Below are 20,244 nucleotides of genomic sequence, written 5' to 3'. Positions count from 1 at the left end.
TCGCTTGTGTACACCCTTTTGTAATGGTATAATTGCAAATTTCTTGCAAATCTGCTAGAATGTTCACTAAGGGGTGAAGTGCATGCCAATTACATTAGCAAGCATCAAGCAGCAACTCGACGCAAAAATCGGGGAGAATTTGACCGTTGTCGCACAAGCGGGTCGCAAAAAAGTGATCCGCCGCAAAGGCACGCTGAAGGAAACCTATCCGGCAGTTTTCGTGGTCGCCCTAGACCAGAAGGAAAACTCGTTTGAACGCGTTTCATACAGTTATGCTGACCTCCTCACCAAATCGATCCAGATTACATTTGATGACGAAGAGCAAGCTTCATAAAAGCAAACCAGCCGCTGCCCGCGGCTTTTTTGTTACGTTCAGTTTTGGGTGATGATTCTGGAAGGAGTTCTTGGCCATGCTAAAATTTCATGCGGCCCACTCGGCTGCAGACCGCGCGGCGGCGCTGACCGTTTACCAAAGCAACCCGGCTTTTTTTACCCAGTTGAAGCAGCCGCAGCCCACAGCACGTACCGTCCGCGAGGATGCCGAAGCCTATCCGGACGACGTCAGCGAAACCCAGAAACACTACGGCCTGCTGCTGGTCAACGGTGACCCGATCGGGGTGCTGGACCGGCTGAATGGCTACCCGGAGCCAAGTACGGTGTACATTGGGCTGCTGATGATTCGCAAGGACCGCCAGCGGCAAGGCCTGGGCCGCCGGACAATCGACGGGCTGGCCAAGCAGTTTCGCCGTCAGGGCTACACCAAGCTGCGCGTTGCCGTGGCGGCGGAGAATCCCGCGGGACTGGCCTTTTGGCAGCAAATTGGGTTCACGCCGGTGGGTGAGGGACACGCCGAGGCCGCCGTGCCAGTCGTGATTTTGGATCGCGACTTAGCGGACTAACGTATGAATTCGGGCGGTAAACCGGTATAATTAGGCAAAACAAGTAGAGACTGGTGGTTGATCATGGAACTGATCCAGAAGGCCCCAGCCAAGATCAATCTCAGTTTAGACGCGCTATTTCAGCATCGTGACGGGGCCCACGAGTGGGAAATGGTGATGACGTCGGTTGATCTTGCTGATTACGTGCGGATAAAACCAAGCCGCACAATCACAGTCGCAACCGATAGCGGATTTCTCCCTGAAGACCCGCGCAATTTGGCGTACCAGGCGGCCTTGGCCCTGCAACGCGCAGCCGGCGTGCGCCAAGGCGCCGCCATCGAGCTGGAAAAGCATATTCCGGTCGCGGCGGGGCTGGGTGGCGGCTCGTCTGACGCGGCGGCAGTGCTGCGCGGCTTAAACGAGCTATGGGGTTTGAACTGGCCGTTAGCCCGACTGGCCCAGGTGGGACTGGCGGTGGACTCTGACGTGCCGTACTGCGTGTACTCGCAAACCGCCTTGGTGCAGGGCCGCGGCGATCGCGTCACGCCGCTGGACCGGCGCCCCGACTGCTGGGTGATCCTGGCCAAGCCAAGCATTTCGGTGTCGACCGCCAGCATTTTACGCGCGATCGACTACGATCAGCCGATGCCGCGTCCGGATACCGCCAAGGTCGTGCGCGGCGTTCAAACCGGTAACTTTGCGCTGATGACGGCGGGTATGGCCAACTCGCTGGAGTTGGTGACGGGTGCGCGGCATCCAGAGATTTTGGCCCTTCAGCAGCGCTTTTTGTGCTACGGCGCGGCAGTCGCCCAGATGTCCGGCAGCGGGCCAACCGTGTTTGGCCTATGCCGCAAGCGCAGCCGCGCGCACCGCATTTATAACAGCATGAAGGGTTTTTGCCGGGAGGTTTACCTGGTGAGGCCGTTGCAGTAGACGTCAACAGGCGTCTTTTTTTATTCGTAACGAGTCCTGATAAATCCCGTCGCGACGGGGTTTGGTTGACTTTACCCAGGGGGTAGCCGACAATGAAGCTGACCGGTTGCACCACTTGGACCGCACGCACGGGAGGAATTAGGATGACACAACCGAAACCAAATCACGCGTTTCGCTGGGGAATTTTACTCAATTCAATTTATATTATCGCTGAGGTCGGGTTTGGCGTGGCTATTGGGTCAATTGCCCTGGTGGCCGACGCCTTGCACAACCTGAGTGATGTGCTGGGTCTGTGCATCGCCTGGTTTGCCAGCTGGCTGACGCTTCTGAAGCCGACGACGCAGCGCACATACGGGTACAAGGGCTCCTCGATTCTGGCGGCGCTGATCAATGCGGTGTTTCTGCTGGTGGCGATGGGGGCCATCATTGTCGAGGCCGTGCAGCGCCTGGCCACGCCGGAGCCGACCAGGGGCGCCGTTGTGATGCTGGTGGCCGGCGTCGGGATTGTGATTAACGGGGCGACGGCCATGCTGTTTCATGCCGGCCAGCAGCGCGATTTGAACATTCGCGGCGCCTTCATGCACATGGCGGCCGACGCCGGCGTGTCTTTGGGCGTCGTGGTCGCGGGTGGCATATACGTGCTGACTGGCTGGGAGTGGCTTGATCCGGCCATGTCGATCCTGGTTGCGGTGTTTGTCCTGATTGGGACCTGGGGACTGCTCAAGGACGCCTTGAATCTCGCGATGGCCGCCGTGCCCAAGGCCATCGACCCAGACAAAGTGCGGGCGCTGATCAATGCCTATCCCACGGTGGCGGGTTGTCATGACCTGCACATCTGGGCGCTGAGCACGACAGATGTGGCGCTGACGGTGCACATCACGCGCAAAACCGATGTCAACAACGATCAGTTCCTCGAAGAGCTTGGCCACAAGCTGCGGCACACGTTCGACATTGCCCATGTCACGATTCAGGTCGAGTACGGCGACTACCTGCCGCTTCAGGCAGGGGACAACCCATATTGAGCCGCCAACTTGACGCAGATCAAGTTATACCCGCGCGGACCCTGGTATGCTGGGCTCGGGTAGCAAAGGGGGAATTCGTCATGCATCAGCATGAAGCAGAGGATTGTGTGCGGCTTGTGCCGATTTTTCAAACGCTCAGCGATGCCGACATCACGGCGATCGCCAAACTGGTCCGCGACCAGACACTGAAGGCCGGGGACTTTCTGTTCACTGAAGGCACGCTGGCCGACCGGCTGTACATTTTGGCGCACGGCCAGGCCAAAGTCACGCAAAGCACTGCCGCCGGCCGCGAGCAGCTGCTGCGGGTGCTGGGCCCCGGCGATTTCGACGGCGAAGGCGTGCTGTTCACAAAGGGTGAGCACACCACGACCGCCACGGCCCTGACCAAGTTGTCAGTCTGCACCATCAGCCAGCACGACTTTCAGGCACTGCTCAAAAACACCCCGGCGCTGGCGCTGAACGTGCTCAACGCGCTGGGACGGCGGGTGGTTGCCTTGGAGGCTAAGACCACGGCGCAGGCGGTGGCCAGCGTCTCCGAGCGTCTCGCCAACTACCTGGTGGAAACGGCCGGCGCGATCGGTAAGGCGAGCTTCGACTTGCCCCTGAAGAAAAAGGACCTCGCGCAGTACCTGGGTACCACGCCGGAAACCATCAGCCGCAAGCTGGCGAGTTTTGAAGCCGCCGGGCTGATTCGGCAAAGCGGACGCCAGCACATCGAGGTGCTGGACGAAGACGGGCTGGCGTTGCAAGACTAATCCGTCAAAAAAACCGGCCGCTGCACTGATTTGGGTGCAGCGGCCGGTTTTGGTGTGGCCTAAAAGTCGCGGTAATAGTAGATGTCCGTATCGCCTTCCTGCGAGGTGAAGCGGTAGTCGTTGGTGTTGAGCCCGCCGATGTGAAACCCGGCCGCCAGGTAGAAGCGGTTAGCCCCGAGGTTTGAGCCCTGCGCAATTGTGCACAGGCCGCGCTTGTGGTGCGCTTTAGCCAAAGGTTCAGCCGCGTTCAGCAGGTTTGCGGCAATCCCCTGGCGGCGAAAGGGCGGATCCACCTTGAGGTCGGCCAGGTACAGGTAGCGATTGAAGTGAAAATCGTATTCGAAGGTCGCAAGCGCCACGCAGCGGCTGCCTTCAAATGCGCCCAAGGCAAAACCTGCCGCGTCGATGGCGCTCAGCTGGTAATTTTCTTCGGGAAATGTTTGCTCAAACGTCTGGTCGCTGAGCTGCTCCTGGTGGTGCCAGCCCGTTTCGGTGCGGGTGACGAGCAGCGTGCCGAACCGCTTGAACGGCTGGTTAGGCAGACGCAGGGCCGCCTTGTTTACTTGCGTGATGCGGTTAATTTCAATTGCCAATGATATGCCTTCTCCGGTTCAGAATGGTTACCAGCTTAGTTTACCGCAGTTGCAGGTCCTCGTTGAAAAATTGTGGGTAGGCGCGGTAGCAGGCGATGACGCTGGCCAGACTGGTGGCTGCCAGCAGCATGAACGTGACCATAATCTGGTACATGATGGCCTTGCTGGGATCGATGCCGGCAAAAATCAGGCCGGACATCATTCCTGGCAGGCTGACTAGGCCGACGGTTTTGGCCGAGTCAATCGTCGGGGCCATGCCAGTCTTGATCGCGTTGCGCACGATGTCCAGCGTTGCCAGCTTGGCGTCGGCACCCAGCGCCAGGCGCTCCAGCACTGCCTGACGCTGGTCGTGGAAGGACGCGTTGAGGTTGCGGTAACACAGGCCGATGGCCACCATGGCGTTAGAGGCGATCATCCCGGAGATGGGGACGATCTGGCTCGGGGTGAACTTTACCGCATGGGCCAGGACCAGCAGGGCAATCGTGGTGATGGTGGCCACGCTGATGGCGAGCAGTGAGATGGCGAACGCGTGGGGAATGCCGTTGGCGCGACCACGGGCGTTCCAGGCGGCATTCAGGATAATGATGACCACCATCAGCAAGGTGAGCGCCGGCCGGTCAACCTTAATGATGTAGGTTAAAACGTACCCGACCACGGTGAGCTGGATCACGGCGCGAATCACGCCGATGATCATGTCTTTTTCCAGGCCGATGTGTTCCTTGAAGTTGAGCAGCAAGGCGATGATGACCAGGATCACCGCAAAGGCCAGAGCGGTGGGACTAACAATCAGATTATTCATGTTCGGCCTCCATTCTGCCGGCAGTAATGGTGATCAGGCGGTGAGCGACAGCAATCTCGCTTTCGTCGTGGGTGACGGCCAGCACGCTGACACCTTGGTGCAGGTTTTTGTCCTCGATCAGCTGGTGAACAATGTCCTTGGTCGCCGTGTCCAGACCGGTCGTCACCTCGTCGAGCAAGATCACGTCCGGCGTGAACAGCAGGTTGCGAATCAGGGCCACGCGCTGTTTCTCACCGCCGGACAGTTCTTTGATCGGCTTATCCAACATGCTGGCAGACAGGTCGACCTGCTTCAACGCAGCGGTCGCCTTTTCCGGGTCAAACGGCTGGTCGCGCAGCGTGAAGGGAAAGGCCAGATTGTCGCGCACCGAATCGCCGAACAGGCTCGGCTGCTGGAAGCAGTACGAGACCTGGCGCCGGTAGTCCACCTTGGCGTAGTCATTTTGCGGTTTGTCGTGATACAAAATGGTGCCAGTGGTCGGCGTCAGCAAGGTGGCAATCAGGCGCAGCAGTGTGCTTTTACCAGACCCCGAAGGGCCGGAGAAGGTGACGTATTCGCCTTCAGCCACGGTGAAGCTGACATCGCTCAAAATGGGGCGGCCCCCGGTTTCAAAGCCAACATGATCCAAAGAAAATAGCAAGACCTCACGTCCTTTCTATACAATAATCATTCTAATCTAACAGCGGGAAAATTGCATCAAATTACCTGAACTGAACGCAAAAATTTGAATTAGGCGAACGTTCGGAAGTTTTTTCTAATAATGCTAGGAATTTTGGCTGAAATCCCATATAATATTGAGGATTGGTACCAAATTCGGTGCGATAATCCAAATATTCGGAGTTTAAGGAGATTACTCATGACAAAAGTTCGGCGTAGTGACCGGTTGATCGACATGACCCGGTATCTGTTGGAGCGGCCCCACACCCTGGTGCCGCTGACTTACTTTTCCAAGCGTTACGATTCCGCGAAGTCTTCGATTTCTGAGGACCTGGCAATCGTGCGGCGGGTGTTTGCAAACCGCCAAACCGGGATCCTCGAAACCGTGCCAGGGGCGGCCGGCGGGGTCCGGTTCATTCCGACTATCGGTGAGGCAGAAGCAGAGGCATTCATCACCGAAATGTCGCACCGGCTCTCCGAAACCGACCGGCTGCTGCCGGGCGGCTACGTTTACCTGTCCGATCTGCTGGGCACGCCGGACGTGCTGCGCCAAATTGGCCGGCTGATCGCGACGCAGTACCTGGACGCGAAAGTCGACGCTGTGATGACGGTGGCCACCAAGGGCATCCCGATCGCGCAAAGCGTTAGCCAGTACCTTGACGTGCCATTTGTGATCGTTCGCCGCGACAGCAAGATCACTGAAGGCTCGACCGTGTCGGTCAACTATGTCTCGGCCAGTTCGGCGCGCATCGAAAAAATGGAGCTGTCCAAACGCAGCCTGCCGGCCGGCTCGCGGGTGCTGATCGTCGACGACTTCATGAAGGGCGGCGGCACGGTTAACGGCATGCGCAGCCTGATCAAGGAATTTGACGCAGAGCTGGTTGGCATCTCCGTGTTCGCCGAGGGCAACTTCTCCGGCGACCGGATGGTGACGGACTACACGAGCCTGATCCGGGTGGATGAAGTCGACACGAAGGCGAACACGCTGCACGCTATCGCGGGTAACTACCTCGCGCAAAATCAAGACCGCCTGCACGCACTGAAAAAATGAGTGCTTATCTGATTCCCATTAAAAGTGCGGTGATTGCGTTTCCGTTCATCGCACTTTTTGTGTCGTTGCCATTCATGGTGGGCCAGTATCGCAAGTACGGCAGTTTCCTGTTCTGGCGGGCAGTGGTGCTGTACAGTTTCGTGTTCTACCTGCTTTCGGCCTACTTCATGATCATGCTGCCGCTCCCCAGCCGCGCTAGCGTGGCGGCGCTGACGACACCGAAATACAACCTTGTGCCACTAACGGCTTTGCGGACGTTTTTGGCGACGACAGTATTTTCACCGCTTCACCCGGGGACCTGGCTGGCGGCGCTTAGGCAGCCGGGCTTCATTCAACCGGCGTTCAACTTGGTTTTGACGCTGCCGTTTGGCGTGTATCTGCGTTACTATTTCAAGCGCAGCCTGAAGCAGGTGCTGGTCATGACGTTTGGCCTCAGCCTGTTTTTCGAGCTGACGCAGCTGTCTGGGCTGTACGGCATTTACCCGCGGCCCTACCGGCTGTTTGACGTGGACGATTTGATCATCAATACGACCGGCGGGGTGCTGGGCGCCCTGATCGCGCCGGCGCTCATGCGGGTGTTTCCGACGCGTGAGGAAATGGATCGCAAAAGTTATGCGCAAGGCGGCCGGGTCACCTGGCTGCGGCGGTTTGTCGCTTTTATCATCGATAACGTGGTCGGCGTGGGCCTGACGGTGCTGGTCATGACGCTGCTGGTGCACCTGTTCAACCTGACCAGTCCCTTGTTGACGGTCCTGATCAACGCGGTGTTTGCGCCACTGGTCGTGTTTGTCCTCGGGCCGCTGCTGTCAGGCGGAGCAACGTTGGGCAAACGCCTGGTGCGTATTCGCATTGTGCGCGAAGACGGCCGGCCTGTAGGCTTTTGGCGGCTGCTTTACCGGGAATTTCTGCTTTACGGCTTTGCTAAGTACGTGGCGGTGGGCCTGAACGCCGTATTTGCTGATCTGTTTTCCAAGTTTCACCGCACAGACCTCAACTGGGCGCTGTTGGCGCTGCTGCTCACCGCGTTTTTGTTCCTGGTGGCCAATTTTCTCTGGGAGGTCATCACCCGCGACAATCATTACTTTTATGATGTTTCGGCCAAGACTAAGCAGGTTAGCACTGCCGCCCACCAGTGATTGTTGGCGGCCCCAGGCGGAAACCGACATGCGTCACGAAATGGGCCAATCAGCTCTGCAAAGCCGGTGTCAAGCGGTCTATTCCACTGAGAAAATTTGCGGTAAAAGACTGCCTGGGCTATGCTTGAGGCAACTTGAATTGAGATAGGAGCATGAACATGACGAAGAAATTCACTCTCATTTTGGCGGCCGGCAAGGGTACCCGAATGAAGTCGAAGCTCTACAAAGTGTTGCATGAGGTCTGCGGCAAGCCGATGGTCGACCACGTGCTGACCGAGGTGGAAAAGACGCACCCGGACCAGGTTGTGACCATTGTCGGCCACGGCGCCGAAGCGGTCGAACAGGCGCTGGGCCAGCGCACCAAGTACGTCGTCCAGGAGCAGCAGCTTGGCACGGGGCACGCGGTGCTGCAGGCCGAGCCGCTGATCGGCAAGGAAAGCGGCATGACGTTGATTGTGTCCGGCGACACCCCGCTGTTTACGGCGGAGACGTTCGAGAAGCTGTTTGAATATCACCAGGACAAGGGCGCAACAGCGACCATTTTAACCGCGCAGGCCCCGGATCCGTTCGGCTACGGCCGGATCATTCGCAGCGACATCGGCACGGTGCAGAAAATCGTCGAGCAAAAAGACGCCACCCCGGAAGAGGCCCGCGTGGATGAGATCAACACCGGCGTTTACGTCTTTGACAACCACGAGCTGTTTGAGGCGCTGCACCAGGTCAAAAACGACAACGCGCAAGGCGAGTATTACCTGCCTGACGTGATCCAAATCATGAAGGCCAAGGGTGACGTGATCGCCGCGTACCGGATGCCTGATTTTTCCGAGTCGATGGGCGTCAACGACCGCGTGGCACTAGCGGCGGCGACCAAGGTCATGCAGGCACGCATCAATAAGCGGCACATGCAAAACGGGGTCACGCTGATTGATCCTGCGACGACTTACATCGACGCCGACGTTGAGATTGGGCCTGACACTATCATCGAACCCGGTGTTTATCTCAAAGGTCACACCAAAATCGGGGCAGATTGCAAAATCGGCACGCACTCGGAGCTGATCGACGCGACCCTGGAAGACGGCGTCACCGTCACCAGCTCGACGATTGAAGACTCGATCATGCGCAAGGGCTCAAACATCGGGCCAAACTCGCACCTGCGTCCGCAGTCGGACATTGGTGAAGCCGTCCACATCGGCAATTTTGTTGAAGTGAAAAAGGCCACGATCGGGCCGCGGACCAAGGTCGGCCACCTGACTTACGTTGGCGATGCCACCCTGGGGTCAGACATCAATGTCGGCTGCGGGGTCGTGTTCGTGAACTACGACGGCGTGAAAAAGTGGCATACCAATGTTGGCAGCCACGCCTTCATCGGTTCAAACTCGAATATTGTGGCGCCGGTCAAGATCGCGGACCACAGTTTCATCGCCGCGGGGTCGACCATTACCGATGATGTGCCCTACCACGCGATGGGCATCGCGCGTGCCCGCCAGACCAACAAGGCGGACTTTTGGGACCGCTCGGCACTGGCCAAAGATGGCGAGTGGAACGCCGACGATTCGCATACTAAGTGAAAATAATGGTGAAAACCAGCGGGCTTGAGCTGAAAGTCGGCTGGTTTTATTTGGTTAAAATCTGATGACACTGACCCGCGACACCGTCCTTAACCAGAATGTTCTGGTATAATCGGCTTGTAAAGTATGTGTCGGTGGCTGTTATGTCGTCATGTCAATCTGATGGAGGAAAACATGTCTTACTCTGATCCAAAGTTGAAGATTTTTGCCCTGAACTCGAACAAACCCCTGGCGGAGAAAATTGCCGCTGAAGTGGGCGTCGAACTCGGGAAGTCGTCGGTGACGCGGTTCTCCGACGGGGAGATCCAGATCAACATTGAGGAAAGTATTCGCGGGGATGATATTTACCTGATCCAGTCCACCTCCGCGCCGGTCAACGACAATCTGATGGAACTGCTCATCATGATCGACGCTCTGCGCCGCGCTTCCGCTCACACGATCAGCGTTGTCATTCCTTACTACGGTTACGCACGGCAGGATCGCAAGGCCCGCTCACGTGAACCCATCACCGCCAAGCTGGTGGCGAACATGCTCGAACGCGCCGGGGCCACGCGCGTTTTGGCACTGGATCTGCACGCCGCCCAAATTCAAGGGTTCTTCGACATTCCGGTCGATCACCTGATGGGGGCGCCGCTTTTGGCAGATTACTTCATCCGCAATGGTTACACCAACGCCGACACGGTTGTTGTGTCACCAGACCACGGTGGTGTGACCCGGGCCCGCAAGCTGGCAGAGTTTCTGAAGGCGCCGATCGCCATCATCGATAAGCGCCGCCCACGGCCAAACGTGGCCGAGGTCATGAACATCGTTGGCCACGTTAAGGGCAAGCGGTGCATCATCATTGACGACATGATCGATACTGCCGGCACCATCACGCTGGCCGCGCAGGCGCTCAAAGACGCCGGTGCCATCGAGGTCCAGGTGGCGGCGACCCACGCCGTCTTCTCCGGCCCGGCCATTGAGCGGCTGCAAAACAGCGCCATTGAGCGCGTGGTTGTCACCGACTCGATCAACCTGCCTGACGCCAAGAAGATCGACAAGTTGACGATTGTTTCCGTTGGCCCGCTCATCGGCCGCGCCATCACGCGCATCCAAGAAAACAAGCCGGTTTCGCCATTGTTTGAAAACCGGTTCACCAAGTAAATCAAGTTTTAAGGCGCCACGCAAAAAGTCCCACTTCAAAGTGAAGCGGGGCTTTTTTGACGTGCATTAAGTGGCACTGGGTCAGTGTTGCTGCTTGGCCAACAGGTCGCGGATCTGCGTCAGCAGTTCCTCTTGGGTCGGTCCAGCCGGTGCTGCCTTTTTTTTCGGTATCAGGCGGTTGGCAAACCGCACGATCAGGAACACGATGAAGGCGACAATCAGGAAGTTCAGGACATCGTTAATGAACTGCCCGTAAGTGAAGGTCGCACCGGCTACGGTGACGCTGAGCTTGGCTAGGCTCGAGCTCTTTAGGAACAGGCCGATCAGCGGGTTGATCAGGTTCTTGGTCAAGCTGGTGACGACCGCGGTGAACGCACCGCCGATAATGACGCCGACCGCCATGTCCAGCACGTTGCCGCGCATGATGAAGGCCTTAAATTCTTTGAGCACTGAAATTCCCCCTTATTCTCATTTAATTTCATTGTAGCAAAATGCCCGTATTTCGGCCGGGTTAAATCTGCCGATGAGGGAGGTCGACCTACTCAATGATTTGAGAGTTTCTGGTGATGTGATGCATTTTATTGATCCAGGGGCGAATCGGCCCTTTGAGCAGGAGTCCAAGACAGAAGAAGACGACCCCAAACGCCAGCAATTTCCATACGTCCGTCCAGAAGTTGGGCCAGTAAATGCCGCCAACGGTTTCGCGCAGCAGATTGACCGCGTAGGTGAACGGCAGCCAGGGGTTGATCATTTGGAAGAATTTGCCGGATAAGACCACTGGAAAATTGCCGCCAGCGCCGGAAATAGATAAGACCAGGATGATGATGCCGATCCCTTTGCCGATGTTTCCAAACAGGCTGATCAAGGCGTACATGATGGACACAAAGACGATGCTGAGAAACATGGCCCCGAGCAGGTACAGTGGTTTGTTGACCACGTAGGTGCCAATCAGGTAAATGTTGCCCAGCCCGGCGATGAGACCTTGCAGCATGGCCAAGCCGGCAAAAGTCAACCACCGGGCGGCATACTGCTGTCTGATGGTGACGCTGGTCAGCGCTTTGGGCAGGTTGTATTCGGTGATCAAAATTGCGCCGAGTAGCAGGGCGCCGACCCAGATGCAAAGAGCCAGGTAAAAGGGCGCGCTTTGTGAGCCGTAGGTCGGAATCGGATAAATGCTAGTTTGCGCGATCGTGACCGGATCAGCCAAAAAGCTGGCCTCTTTGGTGGCGTCGCGCCGCAGCAGCTTGATCAAGGCGCTCAGGTCGATCGTTTTTTCACTTTGCTTAATGGCACTGCTGCCCCGCTGGATCGCGTCCTTCAAGGTCGGCCAGTCATTCTGCTTGAACGCAGCCGCAGTGGTCAAGCCTTGCTTGAGTGCTGGCATCTTGGCATTAGCCAGGGCCAGAGTCTGAGTCAGCTGGGTTTCGATGCCAGGAAGGTCAGTGGCGATAAATCGACTGGCGGTCTGCAATTTGGTGCGCAGCGCGGGGAAATCGCTCTGATAAAGGGCGGCGACGGTGGTGACCCCGCTTTGGATCAGGGCCATGTGGCCATTAAGCAGGGTGTTGGCATCATTGAGTTCTTGACGCAAGGCGGGCAGCTGAGCCTGAGTCTGGGTCAGAAACCGGTTCGCCTGGGTCAGCAGTGATTTTGTGGTCGCCAGCAGACTTGGTAAGGCCGGCATAATTTGATTATTAATTGTTGAAAGGGTAGTTTGCGAGGCCCCCAAAAGGGTCGCAAACTGACTCAACACCTGGTGGACACTGGTACCCAGGTGCAGCTGTTGAAGGTTCGCCGCAGCTTGAGCAAAGGCTTGGGCCCTAGTGTTGAGCTGAGCGAGCCCAGCTTGCAGCTGCGCAGTGGACATGGTTGGGACTTTTGCGGCCATGGCGGTTGCTTCAGCTTGGACCGCTTGCGCAGTCGCCGCGAGTTGATCTAGCTGCCGGATGGCTTCGGCAAATGGTGTTGCAGTGCTGTTGTGCAAGTGCTGAAAACTTGTTTGAACCTGGCTCAAAGCCTGTGCCGTTTGGGTGGCCGCACTGGCCGCCTTGCCTTGCTGCGCTGCCAGTGCCGTAAGGTGGTCAGCCATGGCGGCCTTGACCGCGGCGGTGTTGGGGCTGGTGTCAAGGCTTGCCAGCTGCTGCTGCAGCTGGGTGAGGCTTAAGCTTAAACTGGTGTTAGCGGTTTGAATCAAGCTGAGTCCTGAATCGACAGCGCTTTGAACAATGGTCAGCGCCTGCTGGATCTTTGGTAGCACCTCATTTTTGGTGGTTGCCACTGCCCCTTGTGCGCTGCGGCCGAACGCGGTCAAGGCCGGCAGGGTCCCATCGACCTCGTCGATAATCGTGAGACTTTGCCGGGTGACCGTGATCCCGTTTGTGACTGCGGTGCTCAACTGATCAAAATTAGTTGCTACGGTGTTCAGTTGCGTGCCTGCCTGCCGGACTTCGGGCAGTTTTGTCTGCACCTGACCCGCCAGCTGGCCAGCTGAATCGATCATCGGCAGAAACTGCTGCGCCGAAACCAGTTTCTGCGCCATTTGATTCACTTCAGGCAGATAAGTGGCCATCTGATTGGCGGTGTGGAGTTTGGCTTCAATCTCTGGGACTTTGGCCTGCAGTGCCGCGACTTCATTCAAATATTTTTCGATTGTCGGCAGCTGGGCGTCGGTGGTCGTGACCAGACTGGCAAAGCGCCGGATCATCGGGAGATTGTCGTCCAGCTTAATGCCAGCCTGATTGAACACGGTGACCAGCGTTTTAGCCACGGTGTCGACGAACTGTTTGGAAATCGTGGTTTGCAGTGTTGAGGCCGCCGAACCAGTCAGCTTGGGCGCGACCGCGTTGATTTTTTCGTTGACGTAGTAATGCAGTTTCGGCTTTTGCAACTTGCCGTCCACAATCGTCAGCAGATCTTTGGAAAAGCGCTTGGGGACGACGATCCCAGCGTAGTACTTGCCGGACCGCACGCCGGACACCACCGCCTGCTTGGAATCGACAAAGCGCCAGCCGAGCTTCTTGTTGTGGTGAAGCTGATCGATCAGCTCACGGCCGATCGCAATTTTCTTATGCTGAAAAGTGGTTGCGCGATCCGCGGAGTAAACCGCAACTTTGAGATCTTGCGTGTTGGAATAGGGATCCCACAGTGCCCACACGTTGAACCAGCAGTAAAGGCTGGGGATGACGACCAGCGCGGCGATTAATAAGAAAGCAAATGGACTCTTAAAAATGCGCTTCCAGTCCAGGACAAACAGACGGCCGATGTTCTTCATATTCTTCTCCTCATTAACCCCTTGCGCTCCCCCGGCGCTAGCATACCCAATTTTTGTTCTGATTAATAGCCCCTTTGATAATTACCAAAATGAGCGGGCTGCTTGGCGCACGCAAAAGAAAGCAGGACGGATAGTCTAATCGCGTTCCATAAAAGCGCGCCCAAGTGCACAAGGGCCTCTGCACCGCGATTCGATAATACGAATCGTGGCACAGGGGCCCTTGTGTTTTGGGCTAAAACCGCTTTATGTCTCAGCCTCCAGGTCGTTAGCCACTGATTCGACCGATGGCCACGCTTACCGCAATCAAGGCAATCACGATGGCGGCAACGATATGGCGCCGCTTGTGAATCACGACGAACGCCAGGTACTCGCGAATCACGGCGTTGGGCAGGTAGTAAAACGAGGTGGCAGCCCCGACGCCGTTGGCTTTAAGCCCCGCCGCACGAGCGAACACGCCGGCGCGAAACAGATGATAGTTATTGGTGAAAAAAGCGACCTTCGCTGCCTTGCCGTCTTCGCGCTGGTCAATCAGCGCTTTAGAGAATTTCATGTTTTGGTAGGTGGTTTTGGACTGATCCTCAATCAGCGTGTCGGCCTTGGAGACGCCGTGCGTGATGGCCCATTGCTGCATGGCCACACTTTCGGGCAGCGCCTCGTCCGGCCCCTGGCCACCGGACAAAATGATTTTCGGCGCTGGCCGGCCCATGCGGATCTGTTTTTGATAAAAGTCGACCGCGACTTGAATGCGCGAGGCCAGAAGCGGGCTGACGCGGCTGCCGTTGAGCAGCCCAGCGCCAAGTACAATCAGGTAATCACGATCGTGGCGCGGCCGCTGCAGGTTGTACAGCACCAGGATGGTCAAGAAATTGTAGAGCGCCACCAGCTCGTAGCCAATCGCCAGTATGAAGAAAGTACTGAGTCCTGCATAGAGCCAGTTGGGGACCCAGTCGCGACCAAACACCGCGGCCAGCTCCAGCAGAATCAAACCGCCGGCCAGCGCCAGCGTCAGCATGTTGGCCAGGCTGTGGCCTTCGCGCCGCCACACCAGCCACGCGTTCCAAAGCAGCCAGACCAAGTGCAGCGCGACGATCAGCGCGATCACCAGCACGAAAATGATGAATAAGGTCAAGGACACCGCGATCAGCAGGCGATTTTTCGATCCTAAAATGGCCAGCGCAAGGGTGGTCAGGGCCGTCAGTGCAAACAGGTTGAACAGCATCCCGTTGTACAGGTGCCGGGGTTCGTGAATGAAGCTGATCAGAAACAAGGCGCCCATGAGAATGGCCGGCAGGTAGAGCCAAAGGGGCAAGGGGGACATTTGATCACATCCTTAGTGGCGGTTAGACAATGAGTCGAGTATAATGAGGAAAAAATGAGAAAGAGGACGGCGGGGATGATGTCAGAGCCAGTATTTGGCCAGAAGGATCCGAAGCTGGATTACCATAAGCGCGTTGGGGTGTACGGGGTGATCCCGGATCAGGACGGCAAACGCCTATTGATTTTGCAGGCGCCGAACCACGCGCTATTTTTGCCTGGCGGCGAGGTGGAACCCGGCGAAACCGACGAGGAGACCTTGACCCGCGAGCTGCTTGAGGAGTTCGGGGTCAAGGTGAACATCGGCGAAAAGCTCGGGACGGCTTCGGAGTATTTTTACTCCCACCACCGCCAGACCGCCTATTACCATCCAGCAACGTTTTACGCCTGCACCGACATTCAGCAGGTTCAAAGTCCCCTGGAGGACTTCAACACGCTGATGCTAATGCCGATCGCCCTGGCCGCCGCCTCACTGAAGCGGCCCACGCACCGCTATGGGGTGGCCCAGTGGCTGCGCACTCGCTAGCGCGGATCGATCAGCGAGTCGTTTAAGATATAGGTTTGAAAACGCGCGTAGGTGCCGGCGAATAAATCGTCGGCCTTTTTGCTCAGCATCACTTTCGGGAAGTAGAAGCGCTTGTCACCGATAGCTTTGCCGGAAATGGCGGCCACTAGCGGCGACAGGGTCGACAGCTCTTCCAAAGTGCCGTCGCGCTGAATGATCTCGATTTGGGTCTTTGGGTCGGCAACGCTGGGGTCATACTGGTCATAAGGTAAGTCAAAGCTGTCGTTTTCGGCTGTGTAATAAGCCGGGTCGAACCCCGCCTCGGCCACTAGGGCCTTAAGCTGCGGCAGCAGGCGCGCCGTTTGTGTGGTGAACGCCACAGACTTTAGCGGCCGCCGGCTCAAGAAGCGGCTGGCCAGGTCCTGCAGCACTAGGTCCGGGTAGTCGAGCCAGTAGGTGAAGTAGGTATTGAGCACGCCGTCATCCAGCCGCAGGTAGTCCTGCAAGTTGAACTGGTGCTCAAAAAACGGAATCAGCAGCCGCGGGTTGAACCGGGTGTCGAACTTGCCGGCTTCGTACAGCGTCTTCGCCCGCTCCAGCAGATGAGTGAGAATCATTTCCATGCTCCGAGACACAGGGTGGAAGTAGACCTGCTGGTACATCTGAAAGCGGCCGACAATGTAGTCTTCAACCGCGTGCATGCCGTTGGCGTCAAAGCCGATGCCGCCGCGATACGGCCGCATGACCCGAAGAATCCGCGTGAGGTCGAACTCACCGTACTTGGTGCCGGTGAAGTAAGCGTCCCGCAACAGGTAGTCCATGCGGTCCGCGTCGATTTGACTGGAGATCATCTGCACGACCTGCGGGTTGGGGTAGGTGTGCGCGATGACGCTGGCCACTTTTTCCGGAAAATCCGGGGCGACTTCGCGCAGCACCGCGTTGACCTTGGTGCTGGGATCGGTCAGGATGCGCCGCGTGATGGCCTCGTGATCGGTGTCAAAAATGTGCTCGAAGGTGTGCGAGTACGGGCCGTGGCCGATGTCGTGGAGCAGCGCGGCACACAGCGCAACCAGCCGTTCGTTGTCGTCCCAGAGGCCATCGCCCGGGGTTTGGGTCGGGTAGTTAACGGCGAAGTTATCGCAGATCTGGCGCGTGATCTCATACACGCCCAGGCTGTGGGTGAAGCGGGTGTGCTCGGCGCCTTGGAACACGTAATCGGCCACGCCGAGTTGCTTAATGCGGCGCAGACGCTGGAACTCCGGGGTGTTGATCAGATCCAAGATGACCTGGTGCTGGACGTGAATGTAATTGTGGACCGGATCGCGGAAGACTTTTTCGCGGGGAAGCAGTTTGATGTTCATCATATTCTCCTTCATGAAGGCTGGCAGTGTACAGACTCGCACTGCGCAGTGATTTCGTCAGTTCCTATTATAGGCAACTTAAAAGGCGACTGCATCTTTAGCCCCAATTGTGCCGGAAGCTTGGCGAGTAAGTTATAATAGGCAAGAAAGGATGATGGCTGCCATGGATTTATCACACGGCGTTGACGTACAGGTGCACCTTGAAACGTTTGTCACCCAAGAAGGCGAAACCGAGCGGCACGTGTTTGACGAGCCCGGCACGGTGGTGCAGATGGGGGACACGCTTTACGTGCGCTATCGCGAGATCAACGAGGAAGAACACACCAATTACCCGGTGACGCTGAAGCTGCGCGGGGATGGCTCGGTGCAGCTGTCGCGCGGCGGCAGTGATGACGACACGCACCTGCGACTGCACTTTGCGGATAACCGGCGCATCCTGACGCGCTACCGCACCCCGTACGGCGTGATCCCGGTCGAGACCATCACCCCACGGCTGGACGTGCGGCTGACGACGGCGCCGCTGACCGGCGAAATCTACATCGAATACGAGCTGCTGGCGAACGGCCAACACCTGGGAAATTACCGGTTGCGATTGCTTTTTAGCGTTTGAGCGCGTATGATTCAGAATAGACTGTATTAACCAGAAAGGGCGTGTACCGGTTGAAACTTGATGTATTTGCCGATGCGAACAAATCGGAATTGTCCATGATCGAGGTGGCGCGCGCCATTCTCGAGGAAAAAGGCGACACGATGGGTTTTGCTGACATTGTCAACGAAATCCAGACATATCTTGGCAAGAGTGATTCTGAGATTCGCGGTCGCTTGTCGCAGTTCTACACCGACCTCAACGAAGATGGCAGTTTCATCTCGCTGGGCGATAATGTGTGGGGCCTGCGCGCTTGGTACCCGTACGAATCCGTTGACGAAGAGGTCAACCACCCAGAAGACGAGGAAGACACCCCGCGCCGCAAGAAGCGCAAGAAGGTCAACGCCTTCTTGGCCGACGCCGCTGATGACGATGACGTGATCGATTACAACGACGATGATCCGGAAGACGATGACTTCGATGCCGATGACGACACCGAAGACGCTGCGGACGACTTCGACGATACCGACACCGATGACACCGACGACGAGGATGATTCCCTGCCAGACGGGATCGAAGGCCAGCTGGCCGAATTTTCCGATGACGACACTGACACGGATGATGAAGAGGACACCGACACGCCAGACTTTTCCGGCGACGCCGCGGATCCTGACGATTCTGACGATGATGAGTAACCTGATTTGCGAACGCCGGTAACGGCGTTTTTTTTCGCCGCGGGCAAGTCCTTGACACGGACCCCACTTCCCGGTACTATATTGCTTGGGCGCCCTGCAGAAATGCCAGGGCCAGACGCTTGCAAGCTCCCTGTTCATCTTGAATAGGGAGCTTGTTTTTGTTTTTTCTTGCTGCCGCACTCGGCTGCGCTGTTGCAGCCGGCCTCAAAAAATCATAAAGGAGTCTTCTCATGACCAAGTATATTTTTGTTACCGGTGGGGTCGTTTCGTCGCTGGGTAAAGGGATCGTGGCCGCCAGTTTGGGCCGGCTGCTCAAGAATCGCGGCCTCAAGGTGACGATTCAAAAGTTCGATCCGTACATCAACGTCGATCCGGGAACCATGAACCCATACCAGCACGGGGAAGTGTTCGTCACCGATGACGGCACGGAAACCGACCTCGACCTTGGCCACTACGAACGCTTCATCGATATCAACTTGAACAAGTACAGCAACGTCACCACCGGCAAGATCTACTCGGAAGTGCTCAACCGCGAGCGTCACGGCGAGTACCTCGGAGCGACGGTGCAGGTAATTCCGCACATCACTAACATGATCAAGGAGAAAATCATGCGCGCGGCAACGCACACCGACTCCGACGTGATCATCACGGAAATCGGCGGCACGGTCGGCGACATCGAGTCCCAGCCCTTTTTGGAAGCCATTCGCCAGATGAAAAAGGACGTCGGTCCGGAGAATGTGTACTACATTCACGCGACCCTGATCCCGTATCTGCGCGCCGCCGGTGAAATGAAGACCAAACCGACCCAGCACAGTGTCAAGGAACTGCGCAATGTCGGCATTCAGCCGGACATGTTGGTCCTGCGCACCGAAAAGCCGGTCACCGATTCAATGAAGAAGAAAATCGCACTGTTTACTGACGTGCCGGTCGAGTCCATCATCGAATCCCGCGACGCCAAGATCCTGTACCAGGTGCCGCTGGCCATGCAGGCGCAAGGCATGGACCAACGCGTCGTGGACCACTTTGGCTTTGACACGCCGCAGGCCGACATGACCGAATGGCAGGGCATGGTCGACCGCATCGGCAGCCTGAAGGACACGGTGCGCATCGCGCTGGTCGGCAAGTACATTGAGCTGAAGGACGCGTATATTTCGGTCACCGAGGCCCTGAAATCTGCTGGCTACTTCTGGAACGCCAACATTGATCTGGTGAAATTTCAGGCGGACGACATTACCGAAGACAACGTTAAGGAGAAACTGGAAGGCTTCGACGGCATTCTGGTGCCCGGCGGGTTCGGTGACCGCGGCCTGGAAGGCATGATCACCAGCATCAAGTACGCGCGTGAAAATGACGTGCCGTTCTTCGGCATTTGCCTGGGCATGCAGATGGCCTCCATCGAGTTTGCCCGCGACATGGCCGGCATCACGGACGCCTTCACGACCGAAGTCGACAAGGACGTCAAAGATCCCGTAATCGACATCATGCAGGACAAGAAGAACCTGGAAAACCTTGGCGGTACTCTGCGCCTGGGACTGTACCCGTGCGTGCTGAAGCCGGGTTCGGTCGCTGCGGCCGCCTACGACAACGTGCCGGAGATCCAAAAGCGTCACCGTCACCGCTATGAGTTCAACACCAAGTATCGCGCAGCTCTTGAAGCCAAGGGCTTGGTGTTCTCCGGCACCAGCCCGGACAACCGCCTGATGGAGATCATCGAGTACCCGAAAAATAAGTTCTTCGTGGCACCGCAGTACCATCCGGAATTCCAGTCACGTCCGGACAAGCCGGAAGGTCTGTTCAAGGCGTTTATCAAGGCCGCCGGTAACTACTAAGCCTAAGGTCTTCAGTGCCAGCCCAATCGGCTGGCACTTTTTTGGTGCGCCCGGCATGGGCGCCAACTTGGTGGTGAAAGTCCACTGCGGGCCGTAGTAGTCGGAACCGCTAGCCAAGGGCAAGGGTGTCCATCGCGAGGTGGAATCT

At 57.2% G+C, this 20,244-nt stretch carries 20 protein-coding genes; 13 read left to right on the top strand and 7 right to left on the bottom strand.

Features of this window, described 5'->3' with window-relative positions:
- The first annotated feature begins 82 nt into the window (after positions 1–82).
- The 5 genes from EKM86_RS05670 (at position 83) to EKM86_RS05650 (ending at position 3,588) form a co-directional block, all read left to right on the top strand.
- Positions 83–334 (top strand): Veg family protein, encoded by a 252-nt coding sequence (locus tag EKM86_RS05670; RefSeq protein WP_125585135.1) that lies wholly within the window; start codon positions 83–85, stop codon positions 332–334.
- 76 nt (positions 335–410) lie between these two features.
- On the top strand, positions 411–899 hold the full coding sequence (locus EKM86_RS05665) for a GNAT family N-acetyltransferase (protein ID WP_125755928.1): 489 nt from the start codon (positions 411–413) through the stop codon (positions 897–899).
- Positions 900–962: 63 nt separating this feature from the next.
- Entirely contained in the window at positions 963–1,811 is an 849-nt protein-coding gene (gene ispE / locus EKM86_RS05660) for a 4-(cytidine 5'-diphospho)-2-C-methyl-D-erythritol kinase (RefSeq protein ID WP_125755926.1), read from the top strand.
- A gap of 143 nt (positions 1,812–1,954) precedes the next feature.
- Entirely contained in the window at positions 1,955–2,833 is an 879-nt protein-coding gene (locus tag EKM86_RS05655) for a cation diffusion facilitator family transporter (protein ID WP_125755924.1), read from the top strand.
- A gap of 80 nt (positions 2,834–2,913) precedes the next feature.
- Positions 2,914–3,588 (top strand): Crp/Fnr family transcriptional regulator, encoded by a 675-nt coding sequence (locus EKM86_RS05650; protein WP_125755922.1) that lies wholly within the window; start codon positions 2,914–2,916, stop codon positions 3,586–3,588.
- Positions 3,589–3,647: 59 nt separating this feature from the next.
- Here the strand turns inward: EKM86_RS05650 and EKM86_RS05645 are convergent, their stop codons facing one another.
- Genes EKM86_RS05645 through EKM86_RS05635 form a run of 3 tightly spaced genes read right to left on the bottom strand, consistent with a single transcriptional unit; the run spans position 3,648 to position 5,620 of the window.
- The gene (locus EKM86_RS05645) at positions 3,648–4,181 is read right to left on the bottom strand and encodes a GNAT family N-acetyltransferase (protein WP_225419360.1); all 534 of its coding nucleotides are present in this window, start codon (positions 4,179–4,181) and stop codon (positions 3,648–3,650) included.
- Positions 4,182–4,221: 40 nt separating this feature from the next.
- Entirely contained in the window at positions 4,222–4,980 is a 759-nt protein-coding gene (locus tag EKM86_RS05640) for an ABC transporter permease (protein WP_125755920.1), read from the bottom strand.
- A complete protein-coding gene (locus tag EKM86_RS05635; RefSeq protein ID WP_125755918.1) occupies positions 4,973–5,620 on the bottom strand; it encodes an ABC transporter ATP-binding protein in 648 nt (215 codons plus the stop codon). Before EKM86_RS05635 ends, EKM86_RS05640 begins: the two co-directional genes overlap by 8 nt.
- Positions 5,621–5,836: 216 nt before the next feature.
- Between EKM86_RS05635 and purR the strand changes: the two genes are divergently transcribed.
- The 4 genes from purR (at position 5,837) to EKM86_RS05615 (ending at position 10,535) form a co-directional block, all read left to right on the top strand.
- Positions 5,837–6,688, top strand: a complete 852-nt coding sequence (gene purR / locus EKM86_RS05630; protein WP_125755916.1) for a pur operon repressor — start codon at positions 5,837–5,839, stop codon at positions 6,686–6,688.
- Positions 6,685–7,824 (top strand): VanZ family protein, encoded by a 1,140-nt coding sequence (locus EKM86_RS05625; protein ID WP_125755914.1) that lies wholly within the window; start codon positions 6,685–6,687, stop codon positions 7,822–7,824. Before purR ends, EKM86_RS05625 begins: the two co-directional genes overlap by 4 nt.
- A 158-nt stretch (positions 7,825–7,982) precedes the next feature.
- Positions 7,983–9,392 (top strand): bifunctional UDP-N-acetylglucosamine diphosphorylase/glucosamine-1-phosphate N-acetyltransferase GlmU, encoded by a 1,410-nt coding sequence (gene glmU / locus EKM86_RS05620; RefSeq protein ID WP_125755912.1) that lies wholly within the window; start codon positions 7,983–7,985, stop codon positions 9,390–9,392.
- Positions 9,393–9,566: 174 nt separating this feature from the next.
- A complete protein-coding gene (locus EKM86_RS05615) occupies positions 9,567–10,535 on the top strand; it encodes a ribose-phosphate diphosphokinase (RefSeq protein ID WP_125755911.1) in 969 nt (322 codons plus the stop codon).
- An 81-nt stretch (positions 10,536–10,616) separates the two neighbouring features.
- On the opposite strand, the gene mscL is transcribed toward EKM86_RS05615, so the two are convergent.
- From mscL to EKM86_RS05600, 3 genes are all read right to left on the bottom strand, one after another.
- On the bottom strand, positions 10,617–10,985 hold the full coding sequence (gene mscL, locus EKM86_RS05610; protein ID WP_125755909.1) for a large-conductance mechanosensitive channel protein MscL: 369 nt from the start codon (positions 10,983–10,985) through the stop codon (positions 10,617–10,619).
- Positions 10,986–11,073: 88 nt separating this feature from the next.
- Positions 11,074–13,806, bottom strand: a complete 2,733-nt coding sequence (locus EKM86_RS05605) for a YhgE/Pip domain-containing protein (RefSeq protein ID WP_125755907.1) — start codon at positions 13,804–13,806, stop codon at positions 11,074–11,076.
- A gap of 265 nt (positions 13,807–14,071) precedes the next feature.
- Positions 14,072–15,124: a YdcF family protein gene (locus EKM86_RS05600; RefSeq protein ID WP_125755905.1), complete on the bottom strand. Its 1,053-nt coding sequence runs from the start codon at positions 15,122–15,124 to the stop codon at positions 14,072–14,074.
- Positions 15,125–15,202: 78 nt separating this feature from the next.
- On the opposite strand from EKM86_RS05600, the gene EKM86_RS05595 reads away from it, so the two are divergent.
- On the top strand, positions 15,203–15,646 hold the full coding sequence (locus tag EKM86_RS05595; RefSeq protein ID WP_125756006.1) for an NUDIX hydrolase: 444 nt from the start codon (positions 15,203–15,205) through the stop codon (positions 15,644–15,646).
- On the opposite strand, the gene EKM86_RS05590 is transcribed toward EKM86_RS05595, so the two are convergent.
- A complete protein-coding gene (locus EKM86_RS05590) occupies positions 15,643–16,986 on the bottom strand; it encodes an HD domain-containing protein (protein ID WP_125756004.1) in 1,344 nt (447 codons plus the stop codon). The genes EKM86_RS05595 and EKM86_RS05590 overlap by 4 nt on opposite strands.
- Positions 16,987–17,149: 163 nt before the next feature.
- Between EKM86_RS05590 and EKM86_RS05585 the strand changes: the two genes are divergently transcribed.
- The 3 genes from EKM86_RS05585 (at position 17,150) to EKM86_RS05575 (ending at position 20,096) form a co-directional block, all read left to right on the top strand.
- Positions 17,150–17,596, top strand: a complete 447-nt coding sequence (locus tag EKM86_RS05585; protein ID WP_125755903.1) for a DUF1934 domain-containing protein — start codon at positions 17,150–17,152, stop codon at positions 17,594–17,596.
- A gap of 50 nt (positions 17,597–17,646) precedes the next feature.
- Positions 17,647–18,267: a DNA-directed RNA polymerase subunit delta gene (gene rpoE, locus EKM86_RS05580; protein WP_125755901.1), complete on the top strand. Its 621-nt coding sequence runs from the start codon at positions 17,647–17,649 to the stop codon at positions 18,265–18,267.
- Positions 18,268–18,497: 230 nt separating this feature from the next.
- On the top strand, positions 18,498–20,096 hold the full coding sequence (locus EKM86_RS05575) for a CTP synthase (RefSeq protein ID WP_125755898.1): 1,599 nt from the start codon (positions 18,498–18,500) through the stop codon (positions 20,094–20,096).
- The last annotated feature ends 148 nt before the right edge of the window (positions 20,097–20,244 follow it).

This window comes from Lacticaseibacillus hegangensis, assembly GCF_003946465.1.
In the GTDB taxonomy this organism is placed as follows: Bacteria; Bacillota; Bacilli; order Lactobacillales; family Lactobacillaceae; genus Lacticaseibacillus; species Lacticaseibacillus hegangensis.
Note: the sequence above shows the minus strand (reverse complement) of the source record. Positions and strands in the feature narration are given on the sequence as shown.